This is a genomic window from Pseudomonas sp. UYIF39 (assembly GCF_029963765.1).
Classification (GTDB): domain Bacteria; phylum Pseudomonadota; class Gammaproteobacteria; order Pseudomonadales; family Pseudomonadaceae; genus Aquipseudomonas.
The window spans coordinates 130933-147843 of record NZ_JALBYU010000005.1; the positions used below are offsets into that span (position 1 = coordinate 130933).

17 protein-coding genes are annotated in these 16911 nt (G+C 60.0%); 14 read left to right on the top strand and 3 right to left on the bottom strand.

The annotated features are described in order from the left end of the window. Positions 1-18: 18 nt before the first annotated feature. Positions 19-594 (top strand): hypothetical protein, encoded by a 576-nt coding sequence (locus tag MO767_RS08770; RefSeq protein ID WP_282480170.1) that lies wholly within the window; start codon positions 19-21, stop codon positions 592-594. A 49-nt stretch (positions 595-643) separates the two neighbouring features. Here the strand turns inward: MO767_RS08770 and MO767_RS08775 are convergent, their stop codons facing one another. Then, entirely contained in the window at positions 644-1960 is a 1317-nt protein-coding gene (locus MO767_RS08775; RefSeq protein WP_282480171.1) for a bifunctional DedA family/phosphatase PAP2 family protein, read from the bottom strand. A gap of 126 nt (positions 1961-2086) precedes the next feature. Further along, a complete protein-coding gene (locus MO767_RS08780) occupies positions 2087-2782 on the bottom strand; it encodes a DNA-3-methyladenine glycosylase (protein ID WP_282480172.1) in 696 nt (231 codons plus the stop codon). A gap of 177 nt (positions 2783-2959) precedes the next feature. On the opposite strand from MO767_RS08780, the gene MO767_RS08785 reads away from it, so the two are divergent. The 13 genes from MO767_RS08785 to MO767_RS08845 all read left to right on the top strand — a co-directional run bounded on the left by MO767_RS08785 (position 2960) and on the right by MO767_RS08845 (position 15527). Next, positions 2960-4231, top strand: coding sequence for a glutamate-5-semialdehyde dehydrogenase (locus MO767_RS08785; protein ID WP_282480173.1), 1272 nt, complete (start codon positions 2960-2962; stop codon positions 4229-4231). Between the two features lies 1 nt (position 4232). Further along, positions 4233-4922 carry a nicotinate-nucleotide adenylyltransferase gene (gene nadD / locus MO767_RS08790; protein WP_282480174.1) on the top strand — a complete coding sequence of 230 codons (690 nt, stop codon included), beginning with the start codon at positions 4233-4235 and terminating at the stop codon, positions 4920-4922. A 72-nt stretch (positions 4923-4994) separates the two neighbouring features. Next, positions 4995-5489: a ribosome silencing factor gene (gene rsfS / locus MO767_RS08795; protein WP_008152812.1), complete on the top strand. Its 495-nt coding sequence runs from the start codon at positions 4995-4997 to the stop codon at positions 5487-5489. 9 nt (positions 5490-5498) lie between these two features. Further along, a complete protein-coding gene (gene rlmH, locus MO767_RS08800) occupies positions 5499-5966 on the top strand; it encodes a 23S rRNA (pseudouridine(1915)-N(3))-methyltransferase RlmH (RefSeq protein WP_007937439.1) in 468 nt (155 codons plus the stop codon). Positions 5967-5976: 10 nt separating this feature from the next. After that, positions 5977-7872: a penicillin-binding protein 2 gene (mrdA, locus tag MO767_RS08805; RefSeq protein ID WP_282480175.1), complete on the top strand. Its 1896-nt coding sequence runs from the start codon at positions 5977-5979 to the stop codon at positions 7870-7872. Positions 7873-7903: 31 nt separating this feature from the next. After that, positions 7904-9007, top strand: coding sequence for a rod shape-determining protein RodA (rodA, locus tag MO767_RS08810; protein ID WP_161990844.1), 1104 nt, complete (start codon positions 7904-7906; stop codon positions 9005-9007). Between the two features lie 17 nt (positions 9008-9024). Further along, on the top strand, positions 9025-10035 hold the full coding sequence (gene mltB / locus MO767_RS08815; RefSeq protein WP_282480176.1) for a lytic murein transglycosylase B: 1011 nt from the start codon (positions 9025-9027) through the stop codon (positions 10033-10035). Continuing rightward, entirely contained in the window at positions 10035-11045 is a 1011-nt protein-coding gene (locus MO767_RS08820) for a septal ring lytic transglycosylase RlpA family protein (RefSeq protein WP_282480177.1), read from the top strand. The genes mltB and MO767_RS08820 overlap by 1 nt, the downstream gene beginning before the upstream one ends. A 181-nt stretch (positions 11046-11226) precedes the next feature. Then, positions 11227-12384 carry a D-alanyl-D-alanine carboxypeptidase family protein gene (locus tag MO767_RS08825; RefSeq protein WP_282480178.1) on the top strand — a complete coding sequence of 386 codons (1158 nt, stop codon included), beginning with the start codon at positions 11227-11229 and terminating at the stop codon, positions 12382-12384. 79 nt (positions 12385-12463) lie between these two features. Beyond that, positions 12464-12739: a DUF493 domain-containing protein gene (locus tag MO767_RS08830; RefSeq protein ID WP_008152827.1), complete on the top strand. Its 276-nt coding sequence runs from the start codon at positions 12464-12466 to the stop codon at positions 12737-12739. Then, the gene (gene lipB / locus MO767_RS08835; protein ID WP_095130754.1) at positions 12739-13386 is read left to right on the top strand and encodes a lipoyl(octanoyl) transferase LipB; all 648 of its coding nucleotides are present in this window, start codon (positions 12739-12741) and stop codon (positions 13384-13386) included. The genes MO767_RS08830 and lipB overlap by 1 nt, the downstream gene beginning before the upstream one ends. 25 nt (positions 13387-13411) lie before the next feature. Beyond that, on the top strand, positions 13412-14413 hold the full coding sequence (gene lipA, locus MO767_RS08840) for a lipoyl synthase (protein ID WP_282480301.1): 1002 nt from the start codon (positions 13412-13414) through the stop codon (positions 14411-14413). 163 nt (positions 14414-14576) lie between these two features. Then, positions 14577-15527, top strand: a complete 951-nt coding sequence (locus MO767_RS08845) for an LD-carboxypeptidase (protein ID WP_282480179.1) — start codon at positions 14577-14579, stop codon at positions 15525-15527. A gap of 46 nt (positions 15528-15573) precedes the next feature. Here the strand turns inward: MO767_RS08845 and MO767_RS08850 are convergent, their stop codons facing one another. Further along, complete coding sequence (locus tag MO767_RS08850; protein WP_282480180.1) at positions 15574-16896, bottom strand: lytic murein transglycosylase; 1323 nt, start codon at positions 16894-16896, stop codon at positions 15574-15576. Positions 16897-16911 lie beyond the last annotated feature (15 nt).

The window sequence follows — 16911 nt, forward strand, 5'->3', positions numbered from 1 at the left end:
ATAAAGTACAGGTGGTTTATGTCTCTGGATAATAACAAAGCATTTACAGCTAATCTCTACCTTAATGGTCTGCCCTTGGTGCTCAATCAGCAGCGTCTGAAGCTACGGCTGCGAGACCCACGGATCACCAGGCGCGAGCAGTTGGATGTCGAAGTCGCTCTGGCCGACCTAGGCGGCTCGAGTTTTGTTACGTTGGCCGATCATGAAGATGACAAGCCCTTGTTACTGAAATTTGTTCCATGCGGTGAAAACTATGTTGTCACCGCCGTTCTGCGGGGTGTTTATGATGGATGGCGGTTGAGAATAGAAGGCGGTACGCATCATTTGTCCGTGAGTGATAACGCTCCGTCCGATTATTTTTCAATCAGTAAGGATGTTGTGTCGAAAGTCGGACTGGCAGATCTTGCCCCTGGCCCTTCTTATGTGCGTCTTGTGAGCGAGACAAATAAAAAAGCTTTATATCGTGCCGAGAAGGAAGGGAAGATACATTTCAAAAATGTAGATCCGAATGTAACTGGGCATCCTGCTTTTAATGGTACGCCTGCCACTTTCGTACTGAAGATTATTGATAAGCCCGCTGGGGTGGAAGAATGAGTTAGCGCCATTCATTCGTGCAATGAATGGCGCGTTTTATCGGTATTGGTCAGTACGCATACCGCAACATCGCATGCGGCAAATATCGCAACGCAAAGAAACCGAACAGCGCCACCATCGCCGGCAACACCAGCCACCAGACCTTCGGTGGCATGGCGTTAAGCGGCGTCTGGCGCTGATTCAGCCACAAGCTCGCCGCACACACGCACGCTGCCAGCATCGCGCCGGCCAGCACATCCGTTGGCCAGTGCGCGCCCAGGTACACCCGCGACAGAGCAATCGCCAGCGCGGGCAAGCAACCCAATAGCAGCCAGGTCAGGCGCATGCGCGGTGGTTGTTCGCGACCGGCCAGCACGGCCAGCGTCAGAAACAGCGCAAAAGCGCCCGAGGCGTGGCCGCTGGGCATGCTGTAGCTGGTCAGAGGGTCGCTCAACACTTCCGGGCGTACGCGGGCGAAAAAGTGTTTGGTCACGGTGTTGCCCAGCGCGGTGCACAGCAGGGTGCTGCCGGCGAAAATCGCCTGGCGCCATTGCCGGGTGAGCAGCAGCAAACCCGTCAGCAGGGCGCTGAACACCAGCATGTTGCGAAACTCGCCGATCAGCGTGAACGTCACCGCCACTTCATCGAGCAGCGGGCTGCGATGTTCCTGCACCAGGGTCATCACGCCCTGATCGAGGGCGGTCAGGTGCGGATAGCCGATAAACAGTCCGGCCAGAATCAGGAAGCTCATTCCAGTAATCAGCATCGTCGCTTTGCGATGACGACGCATGCTGCTGGTGATGCTCAAGCCCACCATGAGGGCGATGCTGCCAGCGACGATTCCGGCCTCAGGCCAGAATCCCTCCGGCAACGGCAATCGAATTGCCGCACCGGTGGCCCAGCCGGGCAGCAGGTACGCGACGCTCCAGCCCGCGGCGGCCAGCAGGCTGACGGCTGCGAAGCGCGGGAAGGGCATGTCGAACATCCCGGCGACCATCGGCAACATCGGCCGCAGCGGACCGATGAAGCGCCCGACCAGCAGGCTGGCGATGCCGTAGCGCTGGAAATACGCTTTGGCCCCGGCGATCCATTCCGGATGATGGCGCAACCCAGGCAGGCGCCGGATGTTCTGGTGGAAATGTCGTCCGATGAAGTAAGAGACGATATCGCCCAGAACGCCAGCGACGAATCCCAGTAATAGCGTTTCGCTCAATGACAGCGCGCCACTGCCGGCCAGTACCGCCACGGCAAACAGCAGCACCGTGCCGGGCACAATCAACCCGGCAATCGCCAGGCATTCCACAAAGGCCACTATGAACACCGCCACGGCCAGCCATTGCGGGTTGACCGTCAGCCAACCGGTCACGCTATCGAGCCATGGGCCCATAAAAACAACTCCCTCTTATTAATTGACACCCCCGGCGTAGGAGCTGCCGCAGGCTGCGTTCTTTTGATCTTGATCCTTTAAGGGCAAAAGATCGCAGCCTACGGCAGCTCCTACAGAGAACTGTGTTCACAGCAATATATAATCGCGCCCTTCGACCTGCCCCCGCCGCAGCGGGTTGCGCGTGCAATACGGCGCATAAGCCGCATCGACGAAACGGTACATCAAATGCTCATCGCGCCCGTGGGGAATGCCCAAACGCGTGGTTTGTATGATGTGTACGGGCGCCGGGCCGACATCTTCCACCAGCAGCACTTCATGGTCGAAGCGCTTGGCGTCCCAGACTGGCACCTTCAGGCCCAACGCCTTGCAGAGCAGCGTCTGTCCGGCGCAAAGCTTTTGCGAGGGGCGAGGGCGACCCTGGGCGTCGGGATTGTTCAACAGCATCTGCGCCAGGCTCGCCGGCCCGCTCAAGTCATCGACCCACGGATAGGCCGATTTGATCAGCACAGCATTGCCCGGCCCCTGGGCGCTGAAGTTCAGGGAATCGCCGCCGCGGGCGTAATACATATAGATGTGCCCGCCATCCAGAAACAAAGCCTTACGCTTTTCTGTGTAGCCGAGGGAGGCGTGACTGCCTTTTTCTTCGCAGTAATAGGCTTCGGTCTCGATGATCCGGGCGCTGAGCCACAGGTCGCCGACCCGGTGACGGATGACTTTGCCGAGTAAGTCCCGAGCCAGCGTTTGGGCATCTCTGTCGAAAAATGCATCCGCGAGCCCCTCGGGCAGGCTCGTCGCGGACGTGCGAACAGTCAGGTTGGTCATGATGAACGGCGTTTATAAGGGCTGATTGAGTCGTGATGATAACAATTTGCAGCTTAATCACGGCTGAACGTCGGCAAATTGCCCTCCATTTCGACCATCCGCCCGTCACCGCTGTTAGTCGAGGGACGCGACAGCTATAATCTGCCGCTTTCCTCTTTGCCAAGTCCACGCCAGACCATGACTGAGTCCGTTCTTGACTACATGACCCGCTTGGGTCGCGCTGCCCGCGAAGCTTCTCGCGTCATCGGCCGTGCCAGCACCGCGCAGAAAAACCGCGCTTTGCAGGCTGCTGCCAATGCGTTGGACGCTGCACGCGCCGAGCTGACGGCTGCCAATGAACTGGACTTGGCCGCTGGCCGTGCCAATGGTCTTGAACCGGCACTGCTTGAGCGTCTGGCGCTGACCCCTGAACGCATCGACGGCATGATCGTCGGTTTGCGTCAGGTAGCGGCTCTGCCGGACCCGGTCGGCGCGATCCGCGACATGAGCTTTCGCCCGTCGGGCATTCAGGTCGGCAAGATGCGCGTGCCGTTGGGCGTGATCGGGATCATCTACGAATCCCGGCCGAACGTGACCATCGATGCCGCCAGCCTGTGCCTGAAGTCCGGCAACGCGACCATCCTGCGTGGCGGCTCCGAGGCGATTCATTCCAATCGTGCCATTGCCGCCTGTATCCAGCGCGGTCTGGCCGAAGCCAATTTGCCTGCCGCCGTGGTGCAAGTGGTCGAAACCACTGACCGTGCCGCCGTTGGCGCACTGATCACCATGCCGGAATACGTCGACGTTATCGTGCCCCGTGGCGGCCGTGGCCTGATTGAGCGCGTTAGCCGTGACGCCCGCGTGCCGGTGATCAAGCATCTGGACGGCATCTGTCACGTTTACGTCAGTGCTCACGCCGACCTGCCGAAAGCCCAGCGCATTGCCTTCAATGCCAAGACTTACCGTTATGGTATCTGCGGTGCCATGGAAACCCTGCTGGTGGACCAATCGGTCGCCAAGGATTTCCTGCCATCGATGGCTGCACAGTTCCGCGAAAAAGGAGTCGAGCTGCGCGGCTGCGAGCGCACCCGGGCGATCATCGAGGCTGTTCCCGCTAGCGAAGACGACTGGAGCACCGAATACCTGGCGCCGATTCTCTCGATCCGTGTGGTCGACGGGCTGGACCAGGCCATCGAGCACATTAATAAGTACGGCTCCCATCACACCGATTCGATCGTCAGCGAAAACCTTGCCGACACCCGACGTTTCGTCGCGGAAGTCGATTCGTCGTCGGTAATGATCAACACCCCGACGTGCTTCGCCGATGGCTTCGAATACGGATTGGGTGCCGAGATTGGCATTTCTACTGATAAGCTGCACGCCCGCGGCCCGGTGGGTCTCGAAGGTCTGACCTGCGAGAAGTACATCGTGGTCGGTGATGGCCAGTTGCGCGGCCAGGCGTCGGACTGACTTGGGCGACCTCGACCTGTCAGCCCCGGTCACTGCCAGCGAGCCTGCGCCTAGACGCATTGGCATGCTGGGCGGGACCTTCGACCCGGTGCACATCGGCCATTTGCGTAGTGCGCTGGAAGTCGCTGAATCGCTGGCGCTCGATGAGCTGCGTCTGACACCCAGTGCCAGGCCGCCTCATCGCGGTACGCCGCAGGTATCGGCGAAAGACCGTCTGGCGATGGTCGAGTGCGCGGCGGCCGGTGTGGCGCCGCTGGTGGTGGACGCCCGCGAATTGCAGCGGGACAAACCGTCCTACACCATCGACACCCTGGAACTGATGCGCGGAGAACTTGCCGCCTCCGACCAGGTTTTTCTACTTTTGGGCTGGGACGCATTTTGCGGCCTGCCCACTTGGCACCGCTGGGAAGAGTTGCTCCAGCATTGCCACATCCTGGTGCTGCAACGCCCGGATGCCGACAGCGAACCGCCGGATGCCTTGCGCAATCTGTTGGCGGCACGCTCGGTGAGCGACCCGCTGGCCCTCAAAGGGCCGAGCGGACAGATTGCATTCGTCTGGCAGACACCGCTCGCGGTATCCGCCACCCAGATCCGTCAACTGCTGGCCAGCGGTAAGTCGGTACGTTTCCTGGTGCCCGACGCGGTCCTGGCCTACATCGATGCGCACGGACTCTACCGTGCGTCGAACTGAAAAAGGGAGCGCTTCAAAACACGTGAACGCGTGTACCGAAGCGCCCGAACATACGAGCAAAACGAGTTTTATATGACTGACAAAGACGTAACTAAAGTAAAGCGCAAAGGCACGTTCAAGAGCGCCCCGCTGCCAGTAGAGGTCCCAACCGGCCCTGAGCTGCGCGGCGAAGAGCTGGTCAAGGTTGCCGTAGCGGCCCTGGAAGACGTCAAGGGCCAGGACATTCAGGTGATCGACGTTCGTGAAAAGCAGAGCATCACTGACTTCATGATCATCGCTACCGGTACGTCCAACCGCCAGATCGGCGCGATGCTGGATAAGGTCCGCGAGGCGGTCAAAGCCCAGGGCGTCAAGCCGCTGGGTGAAGAAGGCAAGGGCGACAGCGACTGGGTCCTGCTGGATATGGATGATGTCATCGTGCACATGATGACCGCTTCGGCTCGTCAGTTTTACGACCTGGAGCGTCTGTGGTCCGGTGCAGAACAGAGCCGTGCTCTGAACGCGGCTCACCACAGCCCGGAAAACACCCATGAGCACTTCGTCAAGCTCAACAAAGACCAGCAATAAGGGACCGCTGTGCGACTGCGACTGATCGCCGTCGGTTCACGCATGCCCAAGTGGGTGGAAGAAGGCTGGCATGAATATGCCAAGCGTCTTCCGTCCGAGCTGGCGCTGGAACTGGTGGAAATACCGCTCAACACCCGTGGCAAGAACGCCGACGTGGCGCGCTTCATCCGTCAGGAAGGCGAAGCCATGCTGGCCAAGGTCGGGCCGAACGAGCGCGTTGTGACCCTCGAAGTCCACGGCAAGCCCTGGAGCACCGAGCAACTGGCGGTCGAGCTCGATCGCTGGCGTCTGGACTCGCGCACGGTGAATTTCATGGTCGGCGGCCCCGAAGGGCTGGCGCCGGAAGTCTGTGCCCGAGCCGATCAGCGCTGGTCATTGTCGCCGTTGACGTTGCCGCACCCGCTGGTGCGAATCCTGATCGGCGAACAGCTGTATCGTGCCTGGACAGTCTTGTCCGGCCACCCTTACCACAAGTAGTTCTGCCCTCATGTCCCAGCCGATCCGCATCAAGGACCACGAAAAAGACGCCCGTCTGGTGCGTGGCCGCGTCGTGTTCGGGGCAATTGCGGTCGTGACGCTGATCGGTGTGCTGATCGCGCGGCTGTATTTCCTTCAGGTGATCCAGTACGAGTACCACTCGACCCTGTCGGAAAACAACCGCGTCCATGTGCAGCCGATTCCGCCGACGCGCGGGTTGATTTTCGACCGCAATGGCGTGGTGGTGGCCGATAACCGGCCCAGCTTCAGCTTGAGCATGACCCGCGAGCGCTCAGGCGACTGGCAGCAAGTGCTCGACGTGATCGTCGAAGTGCTGGAGCTGACGCCCGAGGACCGGGTGATCTTCGAGAAGCGCATGCGTCAGGGGCGTCGGCCGTTCGAGCCGGTGCCGATCCTGTTCGAGCTGACCGAAGAACAGATCGCGCGCATCGCGGTGAATCAGTTCCGTCTGCCAGGCGTGGAAGTGGTCGCGCAGTTGGTGCGTCATTACCCGCAGGGTGCGCATTTTGCGCACTCGGTGGGATATATGGGGCGGATCAACGAGAAAGAACTGAAGTCGCTCGATCCGGTGAGTTACAGCGGTACCCATCAAATTGGCAAAACCGGTATCGAGCGCTTCTACGAGCCGGAATTGCACGGTCAGGTCGGTTACGAAGAAGTCGAGACCAACGCCCGTGGCCGCGTGCTGCGGGTACTCAAGCGTACCGAACCGATTTCCGGCAAGGACATCGTCCTGAGCCTGGACATCAAATTGCAGGAAGCGGCCGAAGCTGCACTCGGCGGTCGTCGTGGCGCAGTGGTGGCGCTGGACCCGAAAACCGGCGAAGTCCTGGCGATGGTCAGTCAGCCGAGTTTTGACCCGAACCTGTTCGTCACCGGCATCAGTTTCAAGGCCTATGCCGAGCTGCGCGATTCCATTGATCGGCCGCTGTTCAACCGCGTGTTGCGTGGTCTGTACCCGCCGGGCTCGACCATCAAACCGGCGGTAGCGATTGCCGGCCTTGATTCGGGCGTGGTCACCGCATCGACTCGGGTGTATGACCCCGGCTATTACCAGTTGCCCAACTACGATCACAAATACCGTAACTGGAACCGTACCGGTGATGGCTACGTCGATTTGGACACGGCGATCATGCGGTCCAACGACACCTACTTCTACGACCTGGCCCACAAACTGGGAATCGATCGCTTGTCGGCGTACTTGAGCAAGTTCGGCATCGGCCAGAAGGTTTCGCTGGACATGTTCGAAGAGTCGCCGGGGCTGATGCCTACACGTGAATGGAAGCGTGCAACTCGTCGTCAAGCCTGGTTCCCGGGCGAAACGCTGATTCTGGGGATTGGTCAGGGCTACATGCAATCAACGCCATTGCAACTGGCCCAGGCCACAGCGCTGGTCGCGAATAAGGGTGTCTGGAACCGTCCGCACCTGGCCAAGACCGTCGAAGGCGTGCGGCCGAAGGATGAAAACCCGATGCCGGACATCATCCTGCGTGACCCCTCCGACTGGACCAAGGTCAACCATGGCATGCAGCAGGTAATGCACGGTGCCCGTGGTACCGCGCGCAAGGCATCGATTGGCGCTCAATACCGGATTGCCGGTAAAAGTGGTACGGCCCAGGTCGTCGCGATCAAGCAGGGCGAGAAGTACGACCGCTCCAAGGTTCAGGAGCGCCACCGCGACCACGCCTTGTTCGTCGGCTTCGCACCCGCCGACAACCCGCAAATCGTGGTGTCGGTGATGGTCGAGAACGGCGAGTCCGGTTCCGGCGTCGCGGCGCCCGTTGTGCGTCAAATCATGGACGCCTGGCTTCTGGACCAGGACGGTCGGTTGAAGGCCGAATACGCCAGCCCTATCAGTGCGGAGGCTACGGCCCGTGAAGAGTAATTTCGATCGCATCCTCTCCAGTGAGGATGTGATGCGTCGCCGCGCGACGCTGTTGCAACGCATGCACATCGACGGCCCTTTACTGATCCTGCTGCTGACCCTCGCGGCCGGCAGCCTGTTCGTGCTGTATTCGGCCAGCGGCAAAAGCTGGGATCTGCTGGCCAAGCAAGCCACTTCGTTCGGTATCGGTCTGGTATCGATGATCGTCATCGCCCAATTTGAGCCGCGCTTCATGGCCCGTTGGGTGCCAGTCGGTTATGTGATCGGTGTGCTGTTGCTGGTGGTGGTGGACGTCATGGGCCACAACGCCATGGGCGCCACGCGCTGGATCAACATTCCCGGGGTGATCCGCTTCCAGCCCTCGGAATTCATGAAGATCCTGATGCCGGCGACCATCGCCTGGTACTTGTCCAAGCGCACCTTGCCGCCGCAGCTCAAGCATGTGGGCGTCAGTCTGTTTCTGATCGGCTTGCCGTTTATCCTGATCGTGCGTCAACCCGACCTCGGCACTTCGCTGCTGATCCTCGCCGGTGGCGCGTTCGTTCTGTTCATGGGCGGCCTGCGCTGGCGCTGGATTCTCAGCGTGATTGCCGCGGCTGTGCCGGTGGCGGTCGGCATGTGGTACTTCATCATGCACGACTACCAGAAGCAGCGAATCCTGACCTTCCTCGATCCCGAGAGCGATCCGCTGGGCACGGGCTGGAACATCATTCAATCGAAAGCCGCCATCGGTTCCGGCGGTGTGTTCGGCAAGGGCTGGTTGCTCGGCACTCAGTCGCACCTGGACTTCCTGCCGGAAAGCCACACCGACTTCATTATTGCGGTCATGGGCGAAGAATTCGGCCTGGTGGGTATCTGCGCACTGCTGCTGATTTACCTGCTGTTGATCGGCCGCGGACTGGTGATTACCGCTCAGGCCCAGACATTGTTCGGTAAATTGCTCGCAGGCAGCCTGACCATGACGTTTTTTGTTTACGTTTTCGTCAACATCGGTATGGTCAGTGGCCTGTTGCCGGTTGTGGGGGTGCCGTTGCCGTTCATTAGCTACGGAGGAACTTCGCTGGTGACGCTGCTGTCAGCGTTTGGGGTTTTGATGTCGATCCATACCCATCGCAAGTGGATCGCTCAGGTTTGAATAAGGTGAAGATTTCAATGCAAGTAATGCGTGGCTGGGCGACTCGATACGCGCCATGGGTCGGCCTGGTAAGCATCCTTGGCACAGCGCAGGAAGCGTTGGCCGGCGATTACGAAGGCTCACCCCAGGTGGCCGAATTCGTCGGTGAAATGACCCGCGACTACGGTTTCGCCGGTGAACAGCTGATGGGCGTGTTCCGCGAAGCCGAGCGCAAGCAGTCGATTCTGGACGCGATCTCGAAACCGGCCGAGCGGGTCAAGCAGTGGAACGACTATCGCCCGATGTTCATCACCGACGCGCGCATCGCCCGTGGTGTGGACTTCTGGCGTCAGCACGAGGCGGTACTGGCCCGTGCCGAACAAGAATACGGCGTGCCGGCTCAGGTGATTGTTTCGATCATCGGCGTTGAGACCTTTTTCGGCCGCAATACCGGCAATTTTCGAGTAATCGACGCCTTGTCGACCCTGGGTTTCGACTATCCTCCCCGTGCCGAATTTTTCCGCAAGGAATTGCGTGAGTTCCTGTTGCTGGCCCGGGAAGAGCAGGTCGATCCGCTGACGCTCAAAGGCTCCTACGCCGGCGCCATGGGCTTGCCGCAGTTCATGCCGAGCAGCTTTCGCGCCTATGCGGTGGACTTCGACGGTGACGGCCACATTAATATCTGGACCAATCCGGACGATGCCATTGGCAGCGTCGCCAGTTATTTCAAGCGTCACGGCTGGGTCGCCGGCGAACCGGTGGTCAGCCGCGCCGATGTGCGTGGAGATCAGGTGGACGAAGGTTTGACCACGGGCATCGAACCGACTAAAACCGTCGGGGAGTTGCGGGCGCTGGGGTGGTCAAGTCATGATGCGCTGCGCGATGATATGCCGGTTACGGCATTCCGCCTGGAAGGTGACAATGGCCCTGAATACTGGATGGGTCTGACGAATTTTTACGCAATCACGCGTTATAACCGCAGCGTGATGTACGCCATGGCCGTACATCAACTGTCTGAACAGCTGGTCCAAGCACGGGGCGTCAAGTAATGCGGGCATTGCCTATGAATAAACCCCTGAAGCTGATGGCATTCGCCGCGTTGGCGGTGCTGGTCGCCAGTTGTTCGACCAGCCGTGCGCCGACGCAAAAGTCCACGACTGCCGTGCGTTCTGCGCCGGGGCTGGACATCAACCGCGCGCACAAAGATGGCGCGCCGTGGTGGGACGTCGATGTATCGCGCATCCCGGATGCCACGCCGACCCTGCATACAGGTCCTTATAAAGCCAACCCATACACCGTGCTGGGCAAGACTTATTTTCCGCTGCAGGAATCCAAGACCTACGTGGCCTCGGGCACTGCGTCCTGGTATGGCACCAAGTTCCATGGCCAGAACACCGCCAATGGCGAGGTTTACGACCTGTACGGCATGAGTGCCGCCCACAAGACATTGCCACTGCCGAGTTACGTTCGGGTGACCAACCTGGACAACAACAAGAGCGTAGTCCTGCGGGTCAACGACCGCGGGCCGTTCTACTCGGACCGAATCATTGACTTGTCCTACGCAGCGGCCAAGAAACTCGGCTATGCCGAAACCGGCACCGCGCGGGTCAGGGTCGAAGGCATCGACCCGCAGCAATGGTGGGCAGCCAAAGGCCGTCCGGCGCCTTTGATGCTCAACGAGCCGCAAGTCGCGCAAAATAGCGCCCCGACGATTACGGCGTCGGCCGGCACCGTCGAGCAATGGACGCCACCGCCACAGCAGCACGCCTCGGATACTGTGCCAGTGCCGATCAGTGCAAAAAAAAACGCTTCTGTACCAGCCTCTGGCCAGTATCTGCAGGTGGGCGCGTTCGCCAACCCGGACGCTGCAGAACTCCTGAGATCGAAGCTCAGCGGGATGGTGAGCGCTCCGGTGTTCATCAGCTCGATCGTGCGCAACCAACAGACACTGCATCGGGTGCGCCTGGGGCCGATCGGCTCGCCGGGTGAAATCCAGCAAGTGCAGAACAGTGTGCGTCTGGCCAATCTCGGTTCGCCGAGCCTGGTCACTGCCGAGTAATACGTAGTACTTGATTGACGGTTCGCTTGCGGTTTGGGGGGCGAACCGGGTTGTTGGCTCGTTAAAGAACAAAAGCCCGGCAAGGGTTCTGAGTGAACAGCTGAACACGCGACAGCTCGTTAGAAAGCTGTCTGATTAGTTTTGCCTTCGGGCAGTTTCCATTAGCGATTTCGAGAGACGGATGAACATCACCACCTTTGCCAAACGCCTGTGCCTGCTAGTCCCGCTGCTCCTCTCGCCTGCCGCTTTCGCGGTCGAGATGATGCCGTCGCCACCGCAACTGGCCGCCAAAGCCTACGTACTCATGGACGCCAGCAGCGGCAACGTGCTGGTGGAGAACAACGGTGACCAGCGTCTGCCTCCGGCCAGCCTGACCAAGCTGATGACCGCATACATCGCGACCCTGGAAATCCGTCGTGGCCAGATTGGCGAAAACGATCCGGTGACCGTCAGCGAAAATGCCTGGCGTACCGGCGGTTCGCGGATGTTCATCAAGGTCGGCTCGCAGGTGACTGTCAGCGACCTGCTGCACGGCATCATCATTCAGTCGGGTAACGACGCCAGCGTTGCGCTCTCCGAGCACATCGCCGGCAGCGAAGACGCCTTCGCTGACATGATGAACAAAACCGTGGCTGACCTGGGCATGACCAACAGCCACTTCATGAACCCGACCGGTCTGCCGAACCCTGAGCACTACTCGTCGGCTCACGACATGGCGGTGCTGGCTCGCGCGATCATCCACGAAGACCCGGCTCACTACGCGATCTACTCGCAGAAAGAGTTCTTCTGGAACGGCATCAAGCAACCTAACCGTAACCTGCTGCTGTGGCGCGACAAGACGGTTGACGGCCTGAAAACCGGCCACACCGACGAAGCCGGCTATTGCATGGTGTCTTCGGCAGTACGTGACGGCATGCGCCTGATCGCTGTGGTGTTCGGCACCAGCAGCGAAGTGGCTCGCGCCTCTGAAACCCAAAAGCTGTTGACCTACGGTTTCCGCTTCTTCGAAACCCAGACCTTCTATCAGAAAGGCGCCGAGCTGGCTCAGGCTCCTGTCTGGAAAGGCACCACCAATCAAGTCAAGGCCGGCCTGGCTGAAGACCTGACCATGACCCTGCCAAAAGGCCAGCTGAAAAAGCTCGCTGCCAGCATGACCATGAACCCGCAACTGGTTGCGCCAATCGCCAAGGGCGACGTGATCGGTAAAGTCGAAGTGAAACTGGACGACAAAGTGGTGCACAGCGCCGACCTGATCGCTCTGGACGCGGTCGACGAGGGTGGTATCTTCCGTCGCATGTGGGATAGCATCCGTCTATTCTTCTACGGCTTGTTCAACTGAATTAGTGTGGACTTGCATGGCCCTGTTCCAATTGGAGCGGGGCCATGTCCGTTGCCACGGCTTACGAGGCCGTTACGCCATGACAGACACCGAAGTAAAGGCGCCAAAAATCGAATTCCCCTGCGCGGATTACCCTATCAAGGTGATCGGCGACACCGGCGTGGGTTTCAAGGACAAGATCATCGCGATCCTTGAGAAACACGCGACCGTTGACCACAAAACCCTGGCCGAGCGCCAGAGTACCAACGGCAAGTACACGACCATCCAGCTGCACATCATCGCCACCGGTCAAGAACAGCTGTACGACATCAACAGCGAGTTGCGGGCTACCGGTTTCGTGCACATGGTGCTGTGATGTCTGGCACGCTGGGCTTTCGCGAGCTCGGCCAGATGGCTTACGAGCCGGTCTGGCATGCCATGCAACGCTTCACCAACGAACGTGGCAGCGATGCCGCGGACGAGATCTGGCTGGTCGAGCACCCACCGGTGTTCACTCAGGGGCAGGCCGGCAAGGCTGAGCACGTGTTACTCCCGGGAGATATTCCGGTAGTAAAGGTTGATCGCGGTGGTCAGGTGACTTATCACGGTCCCGGCCAATTGGTGGCCTACCTGTTGCTCGATGTGCGTAAGCTGGGTTTCGGCGTGCGTGACCTGGTCAGCCGCATGGAACAATGCCTGATCGAGTTGCTGGCCAGCTACGGCGTCACTGCCGTGGCCAAGCCGGATGCTCCGGGTGTCTACGTCAATGGGGCGAAAATCGCTTCTCTGGGTCTGCGGATCCGCCACGGTTGTTCCTTTCATGGCCTGGCCCTGAATGTTGACATGAACCTGGAACCGTTTCGACGGATTAATCCCTGCGGCTACGCCGGGCTGGCGATGACCCAGCTGAGCGATCACGCAGGATCGATTGAATTTGCCGAGGTAAGTGCCCGGCTGCGCGCGCAGCTCGTCAAACACCTCGACTATGCTGAGCAGACGACCCTAACGGGCGGAATCGACTGATATGACTACTGATGCAGTGCAAACCATGATCCCGACGCTGGATGTCACCGAGCGTCCGGCCCCGCGTGCCAAGGTTGAAGCCGGCGTGAAGCTGCGCGGCGCCGAGAAGGTTGCACGTATCCCGGTGAAGATCATTCCGACCACCGAACTGCCGAAGAAACCTGACTGGATTCGCGTGCGTATCCCGGTTTCCCCGGAAGTCGACCGCATCAAGGCCCTGCTGCGCAAACACAAGCTGCACAGTGTCTGCGAAGAAGCGTCCTGCCCGAACCTGGGCGAATGTTTCTCCGGCGGCACCGCGACCTTCATGATCATGGGTGACATCTGCACCCGTCGCTGCCCGTTCTGCGACGTTGGCCACGGTCGTCCGAAGCCACTGGACACCAACGAGCCGGAAAGCCTGGCCATTGCCATCGCCGACCTGAAACTCAAGTACGTGGTGATCACCTCGGTTGACCGCGATGACCTGCGTGACGGCGGTGCCCAGCACTTTGCCGATTGCATCCGCGAGATCCGCAAGCTGTCGCCGAACGTGCAGCTCGAAACCCTGGTTCCGGATTACCGTGGCCGTATGGACGTTGCGCTGGAAATCACCGCTGCCGAGCCACCGGATGTGTTCAACCACAACCTGGAAACCGTGCCGCGCCTGTACAAGGCTGCGCGTCCGGGTTCGGACTACCAGTGGTCGCTGACCCTGCTGCAACGCTTCAAGCAGATGATGCCGCACATTCCGACCAAGTCCGGCCTGATGCTGGGTCTTGGCGAGACCGACGAAGAAGTGATCGAAGTCATGAAGCGCATGCGCGAACACGACATCGACATGCTGACCCTGGGCCAGTACCTGCAACCGTCGCGCAGTCACTTGCCGGTGGAGCGTTTTGTGCATCCGGATACCTTCGCCTGGTTCGCCGAGGAAGGCTACAAAATGGGCTTCAAAAACGTCGCTTCTGGCCCGTTGGTGCGTTCCTCGTACCACGCCGACGAGCAGGCGAAACTGGTTAAAGCTGAATTGATGTCGTCCTTGTAACAAAGCGCCCGCAAGGCTTTTCAGCCTTGCGGGCGTTTTTGTTGGCCGTGCCTACGGCCACTACAGTCTTTTCCTGCAACCTGCGGGGCGACTGATCCTCTTCTGTTTGTCCCCGTTCCTGACTACTGTGTGCTGAAGCTTTTTTGCGCAGGGAGATTCATGGATGACCGTTCGACCGACTCACACCCTTTGTCCTCACGTCCCCGTTCCGGCCTTGCCGTCGGAAGGGCTGATCGGCGTCATCGCGCCCGCCGGTCCCGCAGCGCTGGACTCCGATAAAGCCATCGCCTGGATGCGCGCTCGCGGATATTCGCTGCGGGTTTTCCCCGGCGTGTACGAGAAAGATGATTATCTGGCCGGCAATGACGATGTGCGGCTCAATGACCTGCACGCGGCGTTTGCCGACAGTGAGGTCGACGCCATCATTTGCTTGCGTGGGGGTTACGGTACGCCGCGGTTGCTCGATCGCATCGACTTTGAACTGCTGCGCAACAATGCCAAGCCGTTCATCGGCTACAGCGACATCACTGCGCTGCACTTGGCGATCAGCCGTTATGCGGGCTTCGTGACCTTTCATGGCCCGATGCTCAACGCCGACCTGCTAGGTGACAAGCAAAAACCTACCGAGTCTTCATTCTTCAACATGCTCAGAGGACAGTTGAAGGCCGGTAGTGTGTTGATGCACCCGGTGGCCTACCCGTTGACCACCATTGAGCCTGGTATCGCTCACGGGCGTTTGCTGGGGGGCAATCTTTCGATAATCGCCGCGACCATGGGCACGCCGTACGAGATGGATGCCGAGGGCGTCATCCTGTTCATCGAGGACATCAACGAGCCGTTGTATCGAATCGACCGGTTGCTGACCCATCTGCGCCTGGCCGGCACGCTGCACAAGTTGCGCGGGGTTCTGGTGGGGGATGTGGCGGGGGTTGATACGGTTTCTCTGGAGCGCTTGCTCAAGCAGACCTTTGCGCCTTTGCGGATACCGGTGTTGTCCGGTTGGCGCAGCGGGCATTGCGATCCGAACCTGACGTTGCCGATGGGCGCGCTGGTGAGGCTGGATGCGGGGAGCAAGGAATTGGTGTTGGAGCAGGATGTGGTGGTCAGGTCATAGCGCGTAGCAAAAAAAGATCGCAGCTTTCGGCTGCGATCTTTTGCTTTTAGCGGTTACGAAGGCCTTCGAGCAACTTGTGCGTCGGATACCCATCCGCCGGCCAGCCAAACGACTGCTGGGCACTGCGGATCGCCTTGCGGGTGTTGGCGCCGATAATGCCATCGGCGGTGCCCGCGTCGTAGTTCTGAGCACTCAGCAGGCTTTGCAGTTCGATCCGCTCGGTACGGCTCAGCGGCAAATCATCTTTGGGCCACATGCCGTTGATCAGGCCGGTGCCGTTGAAACGCTCGGACAACAGGCTTACGGCCAAGGCGTAGGACGATGAGTTGTTGTACTTGAGGATCGCGCGGAAGTTGTCGAGGACCAGGAACGCCGGGCCACGGTAACCGGCCGGCAGCATCAGGGCGGCTGACAGGTGTTCGGAGCCTGCCGGAACCTGGCCGCCATTGGGCAGGGTAACGCCCAATTGCAGCCATTCAGCGACGCTCTTGCGAATCGTGCCATCGGCCAGGATGTAGTTGAAACTGCCCGGCAGCTGCACTTCAAAGCCCCACGGCTGGCCTTTCTGCCAGCCTGAACTTTGCAGGTAGTGCGCCGTCGAGGCCAGCGCGTCGGCCGGACTGCCCCAGATATCGCGGCGACCATCGCCATCGAAGTCCACGGCTTGGGTGTTGTAGGTAGTCGGGATGAACTGGGTCTGGCCCATGGCGCCAGCCCAGGAACCGAGCATTTTCTCAGGCTCGATATCACCCTGTTGCAGGATCTGCAGGGCGGCGATCAGTTGCGCGTGGGCAAACCCGGGACGCCGACCTTCATAGGCCAGGGTCGCCAGGGAGTTAATCACCGACTTGTTGCCCTGAAACTGCCCGAAGTTACTTTCCATGCCCCACACCGAGACCAGTGCCTGACGATCGACGCCGTAGCGCTGTTCGATGCTTTGCAGGATGTCGGCGTACTGGCTGACGAGCGCCTGACCTTTGCGTACCCGCAGCGGCGAAAGGGCGCCGTCGAGGTATTCCCAGACCGGGCGGGAGAACTCTGGTTGGCTGCGATCAGCACGAATCACGCTGGCGTCGAAGCTGACATTGGCAAACGCACGATCGAACAGATCGGCGCGGATCCCGGCGGCCAGCGCATCCTTGCGGAAACCTGCCTGCCATTCGGCAAAGGTCTGGGTGGGCTGGATGTCGAGGTCTTCACCGGTCGGAACCACAGGCGGAATGACCGCAGGGGCTGTCGCGACGGGGAGGGTCTGAAGCGGCTTGGCGTCGGCTGCGGTGGGTTTTTCCGCGCAGGCAACAAGCAAAATGAGGCTGGAGGCAGCGATCAGTTGGCGCAGGGGCCAACGACGGGAAATACAAAGGGGCATGCACGGGTCCAGGGA